Below are 18088 nucleotides of genomic sequence, written 5' to 3'. Positions count from 1 at the left end.
CCTCTGTCAGTAAGATGGTCCTAACGGTGCGATTGTGGGGAATCGCCCATCGAGGGATACGGGTCTGTTCAGGGGGATGCTCGTCGAATTGCCCGGGCAAAAGGGCGTCGGGAAGCTGCAATCTGCGGCCGAGGGCCGCTGCGTCGTCTCGATCTTCCACTCGATCCAGCGCAGCGAAGATATCGAGTGCGAGGTGAGCGCGGTCGTCCGCGCCTATTTGAGCCCGCAGACCCGGGCCTATGTTCTCGACGACGGGCGTATGCGGGTCGGTCGCATCAGCGACTATCTTCAGCAGGAAAATGGCCTTGTCACTTATGAGGTCCGCTTCCCCAACGGGAAGCAAAAAGACTTCAGCGAGATCGACCTATTCGTCCGGCCGTGGAATGCGCCCGAGGATCCGGCCGAAATGCTCGCGGCCGGCGCCGCCGAAAGCCAGTATCTGCACGACCGCCGGCAAGCCGCGCTGACGCCGCTGCGATCGCTGACCAGTGCGGCTCAAGGTCTGACGTCGCTGCTCTCGGCCGGGATCGACTTCGTGCCGCACCAAGTCGCAGCGGTGCGCCGCGTGCTCAGTGATCCGATCCAGCGCTATCTCCTCGCCGACGAGGTCGGGCTGGGCAAGACAATCGAGGCCGGGTTGATCATCCGCCAGCATCTGATCGACAATCCCGACACCGAGGTACTGATCGCGACCCCGTCGGCGCTGTGCGAGCAGTGGCGGCGCGAACTTTCCGAAAAGCTCCGCCTCGACCAGTTCGGCGAGCCCTTCGAATGTTGCTCGCATGCCGAAATCGAGCGGGTCGCGCGAACACCCGATGTTCTGGTGGTCGACGAAGCGCATCATCTGGTTGGACTCGAGGACGGCCCGCTTTCAGCATCGGCGGCTCGGTTGCGCGAGCTCGCCCGAGACGTGCCGGTGTTGTTGCTGCTGTCCGCAACGCCGCCGCTTGGCGAGGAGGCTCGGTTCCTGGCACTGCTCAATTTGCTCGATCCGCTGACCCATCCGCTCGACGATCTTGACGGTTTTCGCCTGAAGCTCGAACAGCGCCGGGCGATCGGCCGCTTGCTCCTTAGTCTCGACCCGGACGCATCGGGCATTGTGCTGCGCCAGCGCGGCGCTGAACTAGTCCGTAGCTTTCCCGACGATCCTGTAGTCCAAGAGTTGGCGCCGCAGTTGATTGAGGCAACGCGAGAGGCACCCGAACGACTCGTCGACCTATGCGGCGCGCTCAAGGAGCATATCGCCGACAGCTATCGCATCCACCAGCGTCTGATCCGCTCGCGTCGCGCCGATGCCCAGGGATGGGAGTTTCGACCACGCGGACCTGATGGCGGCGCCATGACCCATGTGCGCATCGAAGGCGATCCGAGCGACAACCTGGCGGTGCTGCTTGGCACGCTTGAAGACTGGCGGTCGGCTGCGGTCGACTCGCTAGTCGATGGCGATCCGGGGGTGCCGCTTCTCGCCGCGCGCTACCGCAATCTTCTCGGCGCGGTGTCCGAAGGCGCTGACGCTCTTCGCGCCTGGCTGACTGGTGTCATGCCGATCTTCGCCGGCGAGGCGGAAATCCTCGACGCGCTGCGCGAGCAAGCCCAGGACTACGACGATGCCGACCGCATCGAAACGATGGTCGAAAGCGTGCGGAGGCTAATCAAGACGCTGCGGGCCGACGTCGATCAGCCCAAGATCGTTGTGTTCGCGACGGCTGAGGCGCTGGCAACCGCGTTCCATCGAGCGCTGGAGGAGGCGCTCGGCGACACACCGTGCTTTCTACTCGTCTCGGGAGGTGACGCGGGCAATGACAAGGAGGACGGCGTCGCGGCGTTCGCGCAAGCGCCCGATGCTGCGGTTCTCATCGGCGACCGGACGGCCGAAGAAGGTCTCAATCTCAGTTTCTCCGATGCGATCGTGCATCTCGACCTGCCGCTGAGCGCTGCCCGGATCGAGCAGCGCATCGGCCGCCTCGACCGCTATGGCCGGCGACAGGGGATCATCCGTCACCGGATACTCTTGCCTTCGGACGAAGACGAAAGCCCCTTTGCAGCCTGGCAGGCGTTGCTCGCCGACGGCCTGTCGATTTTCCACCGCTCGATCAGCGATGTGCAATTCCTGCTGGATGATTTCGAGACCCGCGCGCTCGACACCCTGCTGATGACCGGGCCCAATGCTCTAATCGCGCTGGCCGAGGAGATCAAAGGCCAGATCGCCGACGAACGAAAGTCGCAGGACGAACAATATGCCCTCGACCGGATCGCGCTTGCAGAGGAACCGGTCGAAACATTCATCCAGGCTCTGGATGACGCCGAAGCTGATGAGGCGGCGCTTGAGGCTGGCGTCGATCAATGGCTGATCGACACACTGCAACTCAAGAAGCGGCCCTACGCCTGGCCCGAGGAAGATCCGTTCAAGCTCGGTATAACCAAGCAGACCTTGATCCCGCGCTTGCCGTGGCAACAGCAATTGGAACTCGACGACAGCCAGCCGCTGAGCTGGAAGCGCCGGATCGCGACACGCCGGACCGCCGTGACCTTGCTGCGCCCGGGTACGCCGCACATTGACGTGCTGGCGCGCTTCACGCGCTGGGACGATCGCGGAACCGCGTTCGTCACTTATCGGCCGGTCGCGGACTGGCTTGGCGACGCCTGGATCGGATTCAAGCTCTGCTTCACGATCGAGCCCAGTCTCGACATCGCCGACCTGCTCGCGCCGTCGCGCGCCGAACTTGCCACGTTACGCCGCGCGCAGCGCTATTTTGCGCAAAGCGAGCAGACCCTGTTCATCGACATCAATGGTGAAATGGTCATCGATCCTGCGCTGCTCGCAATCCTGTCCAAGCCGTATAACGGGCATGGCAAAGGCCTGAGCGCCGACATCAATCTCGGAAGCCGGCCGCATATCCTCGCCGATTATATTGACCCCGCTGTGTTTCCGGCAGTGTGCCGTCGCGTGCGGAACGGCGCGCGGCAAACCTTGTCTGAGCAGCCCGCCGTGCTCGATGCGATCACCGCGGCGACGACACTGGCGGCAAGCGATCTACAGCGGCGCCGAAACCGGCTCCAGCGCCGCCAATCGGCCGGCGACTCGATGGCACGCGAGGATATCGCTCTGATCGAGTCAATCCTGCCCAGCATCGCATCACCCGCCATCCGGCTCGACGCCATGGGATGTTTCATCCTGGGTGGGGCGCTCACGAGGTCCGCTCATGGTTGACCTCGATGGCCATGACGCCTTTGTCGCCCTGAGCCAATTGCTCATCCGCACTGATAGCGAGGCGGACTGGCAAGCCCGGTCACCCGCGGTCGAGCGTTTGCGCAAAGCGCTGGTCGACCCGGCGCGCCAGGCGAGCGCACTCGATCTGGCCGTGTTGCTCCGCCAAGCCATGACCTATGAGCATGTCCGGCGCGGCGCCATGGTGTCCCCCGCTGTCCTGGTTTCGCACCCACGCTTCGACGGGTTCACCAGTTGGGATGCGGTCGGGCTACACAACACTTCCGCTGGCGAAGCGCGACTGGTGACGCTCCAGCCCTGGAAGCCGGCATGGCTCGTGGCTCCCGGCGACGGCGTCGAAACCCTTGCTGCGTCCGAGGCAACTCGCCGTGAGTTTAACAGGGCGGGTTGCGAGGGCGATCCATTGCTCACCGCTGTCGGTCGAACCTCCTATCGCAGCCGCGGACAGCGCGCTGCCGTACGTGCCGCGCTCTCGACCCCCGCCGGCGGAAGCCTCGTCGTTGCTCTGCCTACCGGCGAGGGCAAGAGCATGATCTTCCAGCTGGTCCAGACGGTCGGCTTCGTCGGCGCGGACCAAGCGGAAAACAGCGGCGTAACCCTAGTGATCGTCCCTACCGTCGCGCTCGGGGTCAATCATGAACAGGAAGCGGTCGATGTCTGCGGCCTGTCGCGCCCGCTCGCTTTCCAGGGTGGCAACGACGCCCAGAACAATATTATCGCCGAACGGATCGCCGACGGCACCCAGGGCCTGTGCTTCGCGTCGCCTGAAGCCGCATGCGGCCGTCTGCGCGACCCGTTGCGGCGCGCAGCCGAGGCAGGTCTGTTGCGCGCGCTGGTGATCGACGAAGCCCATCTCGTCGACCAATGGGGAACGGGCTTTCGGACCGAGTTCCAGGAATTGAGCGGCTTGCGGCGCGAACTGCTGTCGGCAGCACCGCCCGGCCAAGCGCTACGCACCATCATGTTGTCGGCGACACTCACGGACTCCTCACTCGAAACCTTGCGCTCTCTGTTCGGCGCCGAAAGCAATTTTGAAAGCCTGGCGGCGGTGCAATTGCGGCCCGAACCGGACTATTGGATTGCGCCATCGACCAACGAGGCCAGCCGAACTGCCCAGGTCCTGGAGGCGCTTCACCACGTGCCTCGGCCGGCGGTGCTTTATGTCACCGAGGTTGCGGCCGCCAACGCCTGGTATGCGCAGCTGATCGACGCGGGGTTCCGCCGGGTTCGCAAGCTCCACGGCAAGACCGGGCGCGCCGAGCGAGAGGAGATTGTCGGACAGTGGCGCGACGGCGCACTCGATATCGTCGTCGGAACTTCCGCGTTCGGGCTTGGCATCGATTACGGGCATGCTCGCAGCGTGATCCACGCCTGCGTTCCAGAGACGCTGGATCGCTTCTACCAAGAGGTCGGGCGCGGCGGGCGCGACGGCAAGGCAGCGCTTTCGCTGATTGTGCCGACAGACAACGACATGGGGATCGCCGAGCGCATTAACGCCCAGCAAGTCATCAGCATTGATCGCGGCTACCATCGCTGGTCTGCGATGTTCGCGCGAAAGGCCAGCCTTGGGAACGGACGCTTCGCCGTGCGGATCGACGGCCGACCCGGCACCGATGAACGCGACATCGACATGTTCGGCGATGCCAATACCGACTGGAACTTGCGCACGGTCGCCCTGATGGCGCGTGCCGGCATTCTGCGACTGCTCGGCACACCCTATCCGCGGATCGAACAGGAGGGCGACTGGCTCGAGGTCGAGATCATCGACGATCATCATCTCGACCTAGCGCTATGGCAGTCGCGCGTCGAACCCGTGCGCCGGGTCGGCTGGCTTGCCGCCAAGCGCAATCTCGACCTTATGCGCGAATATCTGCGCAACGATCGCTGTCCGGCCGCGATCCTTGAAGATTTGTACGGTGCGAACCGGGTTGGACGGACGTGCAGCCGCTGCAGCCGGTGCCGGTCTGACGAGGCTTGTCGCCTCAACAGCGTAGCAGTCGGCGAACCGCGCGGCCCATGGACCGAGCCGCTCGATCCGCTGGTCGCCAATCTTCTCGATCGCGATCTCCGGCTTTTGGTCAGCTACGATCCCGGCGAACTCGCACGCAACGCGTCGCGCCGGCTTGGTGACACGCTGCAGCGCCTAGCGCAGGCCCGTCTCGCCAAGGTGATCACGCTCGGCCCGCAGCCGTTTGACATGGACCGGGTTCTCAAATTTGCGGAAAAGTTGGCATTCTTCGTCAGCGACCTGCCCTCGCTTGCGTTATCGCGCCTTCCGCGTGGCCCCGAACTTGTCATGGTCGGCGACCGGCAAACACTCGAGCCGCAAAACCTCGCGCCGCGGCCTGATAATCCTCGGATCTTCCTGGCCCCAATTGACCAGCCCGCCCCAGATGGACGCAGATTGAAGGATGTATTTGGCGGTCGGACGCTGACGCTCGACGAGTTTAATGCAAGAGTAGCCCAATGAGTATAGTTACAACTGCCCAAGCTGTTCCGAGTCGATTGTTCGCGATCTATGCCGCCTTGTTCGACAGCGAAAATGGTGAAGTCAAAGACCGGATCGAGGCTTGGGCCACGCCGCCGTCACTCAGTGGGCGCGGCGGCGATGATGATGGCGAGTCGACCACGACCTTGTTTAGCAACACGCTTGCCGAAGCACGGCGCATCGGTCTGGTCGAAGAGGTTGAGGACAAGTTGCGTCTGACCGCCGACGCGCGCGGCGGCGGCAAAAAAGGCAAGGGCAGCGAGACGTTCTTCTTGGCTTTCATGCGGCGCACCTTGTTCGATCCGACGCGCGCAGCCGAAACACAGCAAGCCGGCTTCATGGTCGCCCTGTCCTGGTTTCTGAGTTCTAGCCCGCTGCGGCCGATGAATTTCTCCGAGGCGCCGCAAAACAATCTGAAAGCGCAGATCGGGGATCACGCATCGAAGACCGAATTGACCTCGCTCAATCGCTACCAGAACTTCCTATATTGGGCGCGCTATCTCGGCTTCGCCACCATCGTCGGCGGTGGCAGCGACGCCGAGGACGTTACCTCGCGCCGGGTGATCCCCGATCCCGTTAGGGCAATTGAAAGCGCGCTCCCCGCCATCTTCTCCGAGGGCAACGACCTACCGATCGAGCAATTCATGACGCGGTTGGCAGCGATCTTTCCGGTCTTCGAGACCGGCAGTGTTCGCCAGGACTATGAAGCCATGCGGCTTACCCGGCTGGCGGACGGCGACAAGCGTCTGTCGATCACTACCAGTCTGGCGCTGCAGCGGCTTGCCGACCGCCAGCGCCTAACTATGGCGACCGTCGCCGACGCACCCGGCCGTATTCTCGATTTCGGCCCGCGCGAAGGTCGCGTGAGCCGTATCGCGCTGCGAGAGGCGGCATGATGCGCAATTTTCTCTGCTGGGATCCCGGTGCCGTCCGCCAGGTGATCAATCCATTCGCCGAGCATATCAGCGATAGCCTTTTCCGCGCGGTGCACAGCGACTGGGACCTCAAGGTCAGCCCGCAGGTCGGCAAGTCGTTCCAAGACATCGGCGAGGCCTCGTGGGCCGACATGACGCCGCCGGCCTTTCTCGCGGATTTTCTGCGCGAGGACCGGCCGCATGCACTGGCGGCAATCCTCGGAGAAACGGGCTCGGGCAAGTCGCATCTCGTTCACTGGATGCGGCTCAACATCAAGCCGGCCAGGGAGAGGGTCGTCCTGGTGGTGCGCAAGTCGGGCACGTCGCTGCGCAACATCGTCAAGATGATCATCGCCGAATTACCCGCCGAGCAGCAGGCGAGTTTCCTCGAAACGCTGCAATCGGCCGGCGATGGAACGCAAAGCCGGGCAGACCAAAAGCAGCAATTGCTCAACGATCTCGCGCAGGTGATCCGCGAGGAAGTCTTGCCGACCGACGCCGACGAGATCGAGGAGGGGCTTGCGAGCAGCCTGCCCGATCTGTTCCAAGATCCGCATATGCGCAAAGCGCATTTCCTGGGCGACAACACCGTCATCGCCGAGATCGTCGACCACATCTTTGCGCCGTCCAACGCGAAGGATCGTCCCGATCAACGCCGCGTCTTCGTCGAGGGCGACTTGCCGCTTGGCGGCATGGACTTCGCACATGCCTCACGCCTTGCGCGAGACGCCATCGATCTCATCGAACTCGACCCCGCGGTACACCTTCCGCTCGCGATCCGGATCATTAACCGCAATCTTGATCGCGCCGTAGCGCGAACCTTGAGTTTCTCTGGCGACCGGGTCGAAGAACTGATGACCCGCTTGCGCACCTACCTCAAATCGCAGGGCCAGGAACTCGTCCTTCTCGTGGAGGAATTCGCGCGCCTTCAAGGCATCGACCGGGCACTGCTGCAGGCAATCACCTCACAGGGCGACGAGCGCCAGTGCAAGATGCGAACAGCGATCGCGGTCACCACGGGCTTCTTTCAGAGCGTGGCCGAGACTGCCTATATGCGCACGACTCATATCGTCGATATGGATCGGTCCGCCGGCCGGGCCGAGGGCCGGTCGGTCACTAAGGCTTCGCTCAGCCAATTCACCGCGCGCTATCTCAACGCCGTACGGCTTGGTCGTGACGGCATCACGCAGTGGAGCGACGCCGCGGCACCAGGCGAAAGCCCGAGCTCCAAGTGCGACATGTGCACCCATCAGACCGAATGCCACGCCATATTCGGTGAGGTCGACGGCTATGGCCTCTATCCATTTACCCCGGAGGCCTTGTGGAACGCCGCGTCGCGTGCCGATGCTTCGATGCCGGAGCGGCTCAACCCACGCGTCCTTCAGAACGACCTGCTCGTCGAGGTACTCGACAATTTCGGCCCCGAAATCGCGACCGGCACATTTCCGCCGTTCAAGCTTCTCGAGAAACTCGGCGGCATTACGGCACTCCCCGCCGTCGCTCAAGCCGAACTGCGCAATCGCAATCCGCAGAATTACCTGCGCTGGGCATCATTTCTCGAACTCTATGATGGCACCGGCACGATCGCCAATCTCGACGAGCGCCTTCGCGCAGCGTTCGAGGTTCCCGAGATTCCGGGCGCCGACACGGCGAAGCCGACCCAGCCAACGACCGACACGCCGACGCTTGAAGCGCCGCAGCGTAACGTTGCCAGCAAGGAAGATCTGCTTATCGAGCAATGGATCGGCGGGCAGGGGCTCGACCAATCCATTGCAAACAATCTCAGATTGCTGGTCTATTCGGCCGTCTCGAATGCCATCGATTGGGACATGGTCGGGCTGGCCAAGGCGAGTTTCGTCGGTCGAACCGGTAAGGCGTTCCAAACAGCGAGCATCAGCTTCGATCGCCAAACGACGCAGGTGCGCACCGACCTGCAGGTCAAGCTCGTAATCCCAGGTACTCTTGTGCAGCCCGAAACGGCGGCAGCAGCCCTCCAGGGCGTGCTTCGCGCCAGCAAGGATCAGTTCCGCTGGGAATTCCCCAACGGTGAAAAGATGCTCGGCGCCTTCCTCGATTGCGTCGAGATCTGGGCGAAGGATGTCGAGGCGCAATTGCGCGACATCTGCCAGCCGACGGCGCAGTGGAACCAGGCGGCGGCAGCGGTCGAACTCCTCTGCGTCGGCGCGGCGATCGGCGGCAAGATCAAGCCCGACGCGAAGATCGCCGACATGATCGACGCTGCGTTCAGCGCACAATGGGCAAGCGAGTGCGCGAGCACGGCACCCGAGATGAAGGCGCTGTACGACAAGCTGACAAGGCAACGCGAAAAGCTGGTGGGAATCGCGCAATCCCAAATGTCGAGCATGAAGGGCGGCCGAGCCGGTGCAATGCTCAATCCCGGCCGCATCCTCGGGCCTATCCGTGAATTTCGTCAGGCCAAATGGCAGTTGCGCCTTCAGCCCCCCGATGGTGAGACACAGGAGCCCGCCAAACTCTATCGCGAGACGAGGGACGCGCTCCCCACGGCAGCGAACTCCGAGATGGCGGTCCGCAAATCCTGGCTCAATGCGATGCAAGAGGCGTTCGGCGCGACTGCTACGCGCGCCTCTATCGTAACGGCGCTCGATGCAGCGCGGGAGGCCGTGGCTGACGCCGGTATCGGCACCAGCACCACGGGACGCGTTTTGACCGACGCGCTCGACCGCTTCAGGACCGTATATTTCGATGACTCGCTGGCTGCTGCACGGGCACTTGGCAGCGAAGGCGATGCGGTTACCGCGCTTCCTCATTTTGGTCGAGGCCGGCGCGGCGCGGTCGATGCGGGGACCGCTCTGGTCGCTGCGGCGCAGGCCTTTCTCGATACCGTTGACGACAATATCGGAGCGACCAGTCAGAGTCTCGATGCCAAGCACGGCGCAGTGGCGGCCAGTCTCGATCTGATCGATACAACGCTTACCGCGATCGAAGCCGATTTGATCGCGATGGCGACGATTGACGGGGAGCAAGCCGATGCTGCTTGACCGCGCCGCCACGCTCGCAACGAAGATCAACACCTACCAGAAGCTCAAGAATAGCGCCGCCGAAGCCGAACAGTTCGGTACACGCGCGAAGCAGTTCGAGACCGCTTCGCTGCTCATGGCGAGGCTTCGCGAGACGCTGACCGCCCTTGCGGAAGCCGGTGTTCAGGTCGATTTTCAGCCAAGCGACGGTCTCGGCTATGCCAACAAGGCGCGCACGTTGCGCGAAGCGATCAGGGAGGATCCAGCAAAGGTCAACGACCCACCGTTCGACATCAAGCACGCCTTTATTGACCGCCTCAACAGTATCGCCAGCGCGGGGCAAAAGGCGGCGAGTGCTGCATGGAAAACCTATGTCGATAAACGCGCCGCCTTTGGCGCTGAGGACGTCTTGAGTGCGCTGGGCCAGGTGCCGCAATTTCGGGTGAGCGTCGCCAAGATACGGCAGATCCGAAGCGAGGTAGCGACCTTTGGTGCCAGCCTGCCTGCGGACCCCAAGGCGGCAATCGCCAGTCTCGACACGCTCGTCAGCCAGCACGAGGCGGCATGGAACACCCTTGCGGCGTCCGATATCCCATCAAGCGTCGTCGCCTTCATTCGGGCCGCAGCCAATAGCGAGGCCCTTTTAAGCGCTTATACGTCCGAAGTGCAGACGTGGCTGGAAAGCCGCAACTTGCTCGGCGCATTCCGCATCGAGCTGAGGTAGGCACGATCATGCCCGTGTCTAACCATGCCCTCGCGGTGCTCGACCGCATCGAAGCCATTGAGATGCGCTCCCTCGAATGGGGGTTCACCGATGGCGCTCTGAGCGAGGATGAAGCCTTCGATCTCGGCGATCAGGTGTGCGCGGCGGCAGGAGTAAGTGGCACTGACGGGCAGGATCTCGTCGAGGAACTGATCGATGCCAAGCTAATCTTCGAGATGGCGAGCGTCGGCGGCGACGTCCGTATCCGGTCGCGCTTTGCCGAGATGATGCGGCTGCTGGCTGCCAACCGACAGCTCTTCCCCAACAAGCCGTGGCAGGGTGCGTCGTCCCTCGTCGCCGACTTTCGGGTGGACTGCCGGCCGCGGCTCTTTCCCGAGCGACGGCGTTTGCCCGCCGATATCCTCACCGAGCATGCATCAGTGCTGGGCGGGTCACAACTGCGTGAGGACCTCTGGCGGACGCTGACCTCGCGCGACGGAATGAAGCTTGCCGGCTTTCAGGAGCGCGCGGCGCTGCGTCTGTCGTCCGCGACGGACGATGGCGGCACAATCGTCACCGCTGGCACCGGCAGTGGCAAGACCATCGCCTTCTACCTGCCCGGAATGATCCGCATTGGTGAAGCGATCGATGCCGATCATTGGGTCAAAGCGATCGCGATCTACCCGCGAATTGAGCTGCTCAAGGACCAGTTTGCCGAAGCGTTTCGCATGGCGCGGACGATTGATCAGACGCTTGCCGCGCACGGGCGCCGGCCGCTGATCATCGGTGCCTTGTTCGGCAAGACACCGACCCGTGCGACCCGGCAGGAACTGATCGATAAGAGTTGGGTTCGGCGCGGCGAGGACTTTGTCTGCCCCTGGATGCGCTGTCCGCGCTGCGACGACGAGCTCGTCTGGCGCGGCGTTGATATCGCCGCGACCACCGAGCGGCTGGCCTGTGTTCAACCCGCCTGCGGCCAAATGATCGGCGACGACCAGATCGTGCTGACCCGGACCCGGTTACAGCGCATTCCGCCCGACATCCTGTTCACCACGACCGAGATTCTGAACCAGCGCCTGTCCGATCACTGGATGCGCGGTCTGTTCGGCGTCGGTCTCCCGCTCGGGCGCAAGCCATTGGTGGCCCTGCTCGACGAAGTGCACACCTATGAGGGTGGAGCCGGCGCGCAGGCCGCGCTGACGCTCCGGCGATGGCGGCATTTGCTGGCGGCACCGATCTCCTGGGTCGGTCTCTCCGCCACGCTAGGCGATGCGGCGCGCTTCTTTTCTGATCTGACCGGCGCGGCCTTGGATGACGTGGTCGAGATCACGCCGACGCTCGAAGAGTTCGAGGAACAGGGCGCCGAATATCAAATCCTGCTACGTGGCGACCCGGCGTCGCGCGCGTCGCTGCTCTCGACGACGATCCAGACCTCGATGCTGCTGCCCCGGCTGCTCGATCCGCCCGGCGCAACCAACGTGTCAGGCACCTTTGGCCGGCGCGCCTTTCTTTTCACCGATGACCTCGACGTCACCAATCGCCTCTACGACGATCTGCGCGACGCCGAGGCATTCACGATTTTCGGTCGACCCGATGCGGCGCGGATGCCCCTTGCGAACATCCGCCGGGCCGGTCCCGATGCCGCGGTTCGCGATGTCGAGGGCCAGCGCTGGCGGATCTGCGAGGACATCGGCCATCCGCTCGATCGCCGCCTGGTCGTCGGGCGGACCACCTCACAGGACGCCGGAGTCAATCAATCGGCCAATATCGTGGTTGCGACTGCTGCGCTTGAGGTCGGGTTCAACGACCCGCTCGTCGGCGCGGTCATCCAGCACAAGGCGCCGCGCAGCATGGCGTCGTTCCTGCAGCGCAAGGGACGCGCCGGCCGCGATCGCGCGATGCGCCCGATCACGCTCACTGTCCTGTCGGACTATGGCCGCGACCGCGCTTTCTACCAGGCGTTCGAGCATCTGTTCGACCCCTCGCTCGAGCCGCAATATCTCCCGATCCGCAATCCGTATGTGATGAAGATTCAGGCTGTCTTCGCGTTGTTCGATTGGCTGGCAGCGACCACCGTGGGCTATGAGAAGGCCTGGCAGTGGAACCTCCTAAGCCGCCCGTTGCCGCAGGCGAGCCCCGCCGAGCGTGCCGTTCTCGATCGCACCCGCGCTAAGCTGACCCAGTTGGTGCAAGGCGACGCCGCCACCATCGACGATCTGCGCAGCTATCTGATGGGAGCGCTCGGGATCGACCGACCGGCGGCCGAAACATTGCTCTGGGAAGCGCCGCGCTCGCTTCTGCTCGAGGCGGTGCCGACGTTGGTCCGGCGGCTGTTCCGCGGCTGGCAACTCGCGATCCCAAATGCCGGCGCGACGCTTGATCTGCAGGTCGATCACCATCCGCTGCCCGATTTCGTCCCGCGCAACCTGTTCAGCGACCTGAGCTTGCCGGAAGTGCGGGTCATCATCCCGCCCGCGACGGTCAATCACGAGGAACGAGTCGAACAGATGCCGATCCTCCAGGCGCTGAATCAATTCGCACCGGGACGCGTGACCCGCCGCTTCGCACATGAGCGCGGCGCACTGTCGCACTGGATTCCGGTCGATCCAGCGTTTCCCGAGCAGGAACGCCGGATCAGCGACTACGCGCCCGAACATGAGTTCGTAGGCAGCTTTACCGGCAGCCTCAATGATCATGTCGGCGGAGCGCCGCTCCTGGTCTTCCGACCATGGACCGTGCGCCTCGAACGTGCCGCCCGCACCGAGGCGCTGCCGAGCAGCAACGCCCAACTCGTCTGGCAATCTGATATTGTCGCCAATGGCGATGCCCTCGGCGTGCCGGTCCCGACGCGGTCGGAATGGCGCCACCATGTCCGCGCCATCGACTTCCATCTGCACCGGTTCCGCTCGAGCGTCAGTGTTCGGCGCTTCGCCGGGACGGCGCGGGCGAATGTCCGAACGTTACAGGACGATTTTCCCGTCACGCTGACCTTCACCAGCAATGACAATCGACCCGCCGCGGTCGGCTTTGAACTTGAGGTCGACGGATTCCGGCTCGATCTCGCCTTGCCGCATGCCGACATGCTGAACGGTGATCGCTTGCCGCCCGATGTCCTCGCCGCAAGCAAACTCGCCTATGTTCGCGACCTGATCCGGCTGGACCCGGAACTGCCCGACGACCTAAACCAGTTTCAGCGCGAATGGTTGGTCCAGTTCCTGTTGTCGGCATTGCTTGCCGATGCTGCGACCAACAATCGGCCACTGGCGGAGACGATCGCCGACCTTCTTAACGACGACCGGATCGAAAGCGTGTTCGGTGCTGTCATGGACGCTGTGTTCGGCGCGATGCCGCCGACGCCGCCCGACAGCGACGATACGCAAGATGGCGATGCCGACGATGGTGCTGATGGTAATGGCGGGTATCCTGCTGGCGAAGTTGCTGGCGCCGGTGCGGCAGCCGGTGGAGGGCGTTTGCAGCAGGCGCTGCTCCAGCAACTCGGCCGTCCGGTCGTCCGGGATCGGTTGCGCGCGCTTGCCGCGCAACTGATCGCGGTCGATCCCGCGATGTTCAGCGCCTGGCTTCGTCGCCTGATCCTCGAAACGCTCGGCGAGGCGATGCTCCAGGCGTGCATCGCCGCGGCACCGCGACAGGCCACCGTTGACACCCTCCTCGTCGATATCCGCGATGACGCGACGTCCGATGTCGCAAGCGTCTGGATCAGCGAGACGACACTTGGCGGCGCTGGTGTCCTCGAAGCCTTCGCCGACCGTTTTGCCTCCGAACCGCGTCTGTTCTTCTCGGCGCTCAACGCGGCGCTTGCGCCCAGCGACTTGGAGTTGGTCGATGGCAGCTTGCGTGAGATCCTGACCCTCGCCATCGACGATGTCGAGGTCAGCGAACAGGTTACGCGACTGCGTGCGACGAACTCGCACGGTGAGCGCGCGATCCTGTGGCGGACGCTCTCACACACGCTCGCGCAGCGCGGTGGAATCGATCTGAGCCATGCGCTGTCGGTTTCGCTCAACAACCGCCTGCTGCGCGCCGGCTCGGGTCCCCAACTCGATCGGTTGTTGCTCGACCTGCAAACGCATTGGGATGCGACGCAGGACCGGTTCGGCATTGCCATCGGCTTGCGCGAATATGCCTATATCGCGAGCCGCGACGCCACTCTTTCGAGCGCCGTTCGAGCGTTCCTCGCGGCGACACTGCCAGCGGCGGCCATCGCGCATGTAACGGTCCTGTCGGCAATCACGAGCTTGCTCTGGCCGCGCGCGAATGAAGTGCGCCAGCGTGTCCTGCAGTCCTATCATCCGTTCCGCCAGATGCGTTCGACGGACCCCGCTGTCGTCCGCAATCTGCTGCTCAGCCGGGCGATCGCGACGATCGACTTCAGCGATCCCGATTGGGAGACTCTGCTAGCAACCGCGTTTGAAGCCCAGGGTACGGCACGGCTCGTTGCCGATGCGGGCGAGGCCCGGCTGTTCCGCGCCGCCCTCGTTCGCCTCTCGGCGACCCCTGTCAGCGTCGGTGTGCTTCAGTTCTTCCCCGCCACCGAGCGGGTCGAACGCGCCGATGGCAGAATTTTCGCGACGCTGACCCTGAGGGAGCAGGTCTGATGCTCTATCCGTCACGCGATCTCCATGGCCCGGCACAGTCGCGGGCAGTCCGCGACCTGTTTCAAAGCCTGTTCGTCGCCGAACTCATCCATCCCAGCCCGAAGCTGTGGCTTTTCTTCGCTTGGATCAGCGATGTCGAGATCATCGACAATTCCGCGCGCGAGTTCGCAGCGCTCGAGCCGGATTGGCCGGCGGCGCCGATCCGCTTGTCGCAAGTGCTCCGCGCCTTACTCGCCCGTGGCGTCGAACTTCGGCTGGTGATCCGCGCGGACGGCCACAATGACTATTTCATCGCTCGCCTTCAGACACTCAAGGCGCGCTACGGCGATCAGATCAAATGGACCGTGGAGAAGAGTTTCCACGCCAAGGGCCTGCTCGGTGCCGACTACTTCTTGAGCGGTTCGATGAATCTCACGCTCAACGGCATTTCGATCAACGGCGAACATCTCGTACTGCGTACCGACCCGGCGGCGGTCGCCGAGCAATCGATCGAGCTTGAATCGCGCTGGGAAAGCCAGATGACATGATCGGCCCGAACCTCGATGCGGCGCAGGCCGTACTGGCAGATCTCGTCGCCCTCCAGCCATGCGCGAGCGCGAGCAATGAAATCGCCGCATTGTGCGCGGATGTGACCCAATCGGTGATCTCCGAGACATTTCCCGGTGCGCTCGTTCCTGTCATCGACCGTGCCGGATCGATGCAGATCGATGTTGCGGCGCCGACCATGTCCGACTGGCGGCGGCTCAAGCCCGTCCTGCTGGCGTTCGCCGGACCGACGCTTACCGGGTTCGACGGCGTGCCAGAGCCGTTCGCCGCTATCGATCCGATCGGTGCCCGCCTCCAACGTGCCGCGCCCGCTGTCACCGCGATCATGCGCTTGCCGGCCGACGATCGCGCGCGCGTTGCGGCCTTGCGCGCTGTCCTGCGCGCGCGCGACACGCTTTCGCGCGCGCCCGAATTGCAGCGCTCGGCCCCAGTCCCGACCTCTTGGCTGCTGGCGCAGTTCCAGGATTATCTCAACGTCGGGCGCCGCGATGCGGCCACCGGCATTCTCGACCGCCTCCGCAGCGAACTCCGCCTCGACGCGCTCAACGTCAAATTTCTCGAGGTCCAACTGCTTGCCGCCTTTGGGGATTGGGCGTCCATCGTCGCGCTTCCCGAATTTGCAAGCTTGTGCGTCGCGCGGAGAACCCCCGCCGTCACCGCGGTTCTCTTGGAAGCGTTGTATCGAACCCATATTGCTGGACCGTTCGACGCCGAGAATGTGGCCGACACGCGCGCTGCGTTCGAGGGTTCGGCCCAGTCCTTCGTGCAGTCGATGATTATCACCGCTGCACCGCCAGGGTTGCGGGTGGGTGGATGGCGGCTCCTCGGTCTGGAAGCACTCTCAGATCCCGGTCGCCAGGACCTGCTCGCCATCCTTGCCGACCCGGCGCAGGACCTGGGCTGGATCACAGAACTGTTGCCGACGCAGGCGCCGCTCGCGCCTCAAGAGATCGGGGTTGCGCCCCCGATCGATGCCGCGCGTGAAGCGCTGGTACAGGCCGATGCGGTCGACAGCATCGACCTCCTTGCTGACGCAATGGCAGCGATGGCGCGGCTCAGTCCCGATGAACTGGCCTTGCTGCATGAGACCATGCCGTTCCGGCCGATCGTGCAGGCGACTGATGAACTGGCGAATATTGCGCCGCCGAAATCCTGGATCGCCTGGCTCGATCGCGCTGCAGATCCGGCCTTCGCCAATGCACTTGATATCGCAAGGCTGGGGAAGGATGAGTGGGAGATCGGTGCATCGGCGTGCGATCCGGTCGCGGTAGGTGCCTTCGTCGCAGCGCTCGAAAAGGCCCAAGGCAACAAGCTTGCCGCCGATCGCACTAGCCAGGCCTTGCCCTATCTGGTCGCCTGGCTGCAGAGAGACGACGAATTCCCAAGGGCTGCTCTGTCGCCGATCTATGGTGGGTTATTGACCCTCTTTGCGCTCGGGAGTGCGCGCGGAGCAACTATCTACGAGTCGAGCCAAGTGTTGGTTGAAGGGCTTCTGGCCTCGGGCCTTGACCAAAAGGCCTATCGCGACCTGATCGCCGATATCGATGAGATCGCCGGTGACGGCTTTGGCGTCGATATGATCTATTGGGTTCTGGAGCTTGTTGAGAGTTTCATGAACGCCGCCACACCCGATGCGAGTGCCCGCGAGACGTTCCTCCATCGCATTCTTGCCCGCATCGTTCCAATCTATGGCCGACTTACCCGCATTCAGCGGATCGCGGTCAGATTGTTGTCGAGCGAACTCGGCTGGTCGCCGCCGGTAACACCGGCAACCGATGTCGAGCCCGCGGATGATGGCTTGGCTAGCCGCCTGGCTGGCTTGCGCATTGCCATCTATTCGCTGACCGAATCCTCAAGCCGGCAAGCCAAGGCTGTTCTGGAGGAGATCTCGCCGTCCGTCACGGTCGATACAAATGCCGATCACGGCGGTAGCCCTCGGCTGCGCGCACTGGCGGAGAATTCCGATCTCTTCGTGATGACCTGGTTATCGGCAAAGCACGCAGCTACGGATTTCATCCGTGAGCATCGCGGCGGTCGAACATTGCTCTATTCGCAAGGGAAGGGATTCTCGAGCATAGTGCGAGCTATTGAGGCCCATCTATTGAAAAAGGCATGATAATTTAAGTCTGACTTGTCAGGTATAGCGACTGTGGTTTTGGGCAGAATGCCGGCGACACGCGAGCCCCTCGCGGGAATGTGGAATGGTACCGCCCGAAGAATCACGTAATCTGATCAAACTGTCGGCTTCCCCGGTCTCGTAAGTCGCGACGAAGCTGGAAGCCGAAGAAGCCAAGCCAAAGTGCAATCTCAACATGGTGGCCATCGGCGCGGACGCGTAATGAAAACTGACGTCTGACGGGCCTTCAACAAAGGTGTCCACCTTGCTTCAAGCTCACGGGTTTCATTTTCCTCGTCCTCTGCGTCCTCGTCGATGTAGAGGAGAGTGACCTTGAAGCCATTCGACTGGCAGACTGCCAGTTCAAAGACAGTGGGAAGCGAACCGTCAGTATCTGACTTCACCGGCAAGCTGTGGCCAGGGCGGGTGCCCTCCGACTGCTGGAGACCGACCCCTCCTTGTCGCCTGCATGCGATC

Annotated in this window: 8 protein-coding genes; all 8 read left to right on the top strand. The window is 63.3% G+C overall.

Annotated elements, in window-relative coordinates; all coding sequences use genetic code 11:
- The first annotated feature begins 76 nt into the window (after positions 1-76).
- From dpdE to dpdD, 8 genes are read left to right on the top strand one after another with little or no spacing between them, the layout of a single operon-like run.
- The gene (gene dpdE, locus SALA_RS13420) at positions 77-3211 is read left to right on the top strand and encodes a protein DpdE (protein ID WP_011542912.1); all 3135 of its coding nucleotides are present in this window, start codon (positions 77-79) and stop codon (positions 3209-3211) included.
- Positions 3204-5699, top strand: coding sequence for a protein DpdF (gene dpdF / locus SALA_RS13415; protein WP_011542911.1), 2496 nt, complete (start codon positions 3204-3206; stop codon positions 5697-5699). Before dpdE ends, dpdF begins: the two co-directional genes overlap by 8 nt.
- Complete coding sequence (gene dpdG, locus SALA_RS13410; RefSeq protein ID WP_011542910.1) at positions 5696-6613, top strand: protein DpdG; 918 nt, start codon at positions 5696-5698, stop codon at positions 6611-6613. The genes dpdF and dpdG overlap by 4 nt, the downstream gene beginning before the upstream one ends.
- A complete protein-coding gene (gene dpdH, locus SALA_RS13405) occupies positions 6610-9651 on the top strand; it encodes a protein DpdH (protein WP_011542909.1) in 3042 nt (1013 codons plus the stop codon). The genes dpdG and dpdH overlap by 4 nt, the downstream gene beginning before the upstream one ends.
- Positions 9641-10354 (top strand): hypothetical protein, encoded by a 714-nt coding sequence (locus tag SALA_RS13400; RefSeq protein ID WP_011542908.1) that lies wholly within the window; start codon positions 9641-9643, stop codon positions 10352-10354. Before dpdH ends, SALA_RS13400 begins: the two co-directional genes overlap by 11 nt.
- Before the next feature lie 35 nt (positions 10355-10389).
- The gene (gene dpdJ, locus SALA_RS13395) at positions 10390-14949 is read left to right on the top strand and encodes a protein DpdJ (RefSeq protein ID WP_192807423.1); all 4560 of its coding nucleotides are present in this window, start codon (positions 10390-10392) and stop codon (positions 14947-14949) included.
- A complete protein-coding gene (gene dpdK / locus SALA_RS13390; RefSeq protein ID WP_011542906.1) occupies positions 14949-15476 on the top strand; it encodes a phospholipase D-like domain-containing protein DpdK in 528 nt (175 codons plus the stop codon). The genes dpdJ and dpdK overlap by 1 nt, the downstream gene beginning before the upstream one ends.
- The gene (gene dpdD, locus SALA_RS13385; RefSeq protein WP_011542905.1) at positions 15473-17611 is read left to right on the top strand and encodes a protein DpdD; all 2139 of its coding nucleotides are present in this window, start codon (positions 15473-15475) and stop codon (positions 17609-17611) included. Before dpdK ends, dpdD begins: the two co-directional genes overlap by 4 nt.
- Positions 17612-18088: the final 477 nt, after the last annotated feature.

Origin of the sequence: Sphingopyxis alaskensis RB2256 (assembly GCF_000013985.1) — a bacterium.
Classification (GTDB): Bacteria; Pseudomonadota; Alphaproteobacteria; order Sphingomonadales; family Sphingomonadaceae; genus Sphingopyxis; species Sphingopyxis alaskensis.
The sequence above is the reverse complement of the archived record's forward strand: the minus strand, read 5'-3'. Positions and strand labels throughout refer to the sequence as shown.

Coding starts and splice junctions, on each gene's coding strand:
- dpdE (WP_011542912.1), top strand. CDS start 77: ATGCTCGTCGAATTGCCCGGGCAAAAGGGCGTCGGGAAGCTGCAATCT.
- dpdK (WP_011542906.1), top strand. CDS start 14,949: ATGCTCTATCCGTCACGCGATCTCCATGGCCCGGCACAGTCGCGGGCA.
- dpdG (WP_011542910.1), top strand. CDS start 5,696: ATGAGTATAGTTACAACTGCCCAAGCTGTTCCGAGTCGATTGTTCGCG.
- dpdH (WP_011542909.1), top strand. CDS start 6,610: ATGATGCGCAATTTTCTCTGCTGGGATCCCGGTGCCGTCCGCCAGGTG.
- dpdF (WP_011542911.1), top strand. CDS start 3,204: ATGGTTGACCTCGATGGCCATGACGCCTTTGTCGCCCTGAGCCAATTG.
- SALA_RS13400 (WP_011542908.1), top strand. CDS start 9,641: ATGCTGCTTGACCGCGCCGCCACGCTCGCAACGAAGATCAACACCTAC.
- dpdD (WP_011542905.1), top strand. CDS start 15,473: ATGATCGGCCCGAACCTCGATGCGGCGCAGGCCGTACTGGCAGATCTC.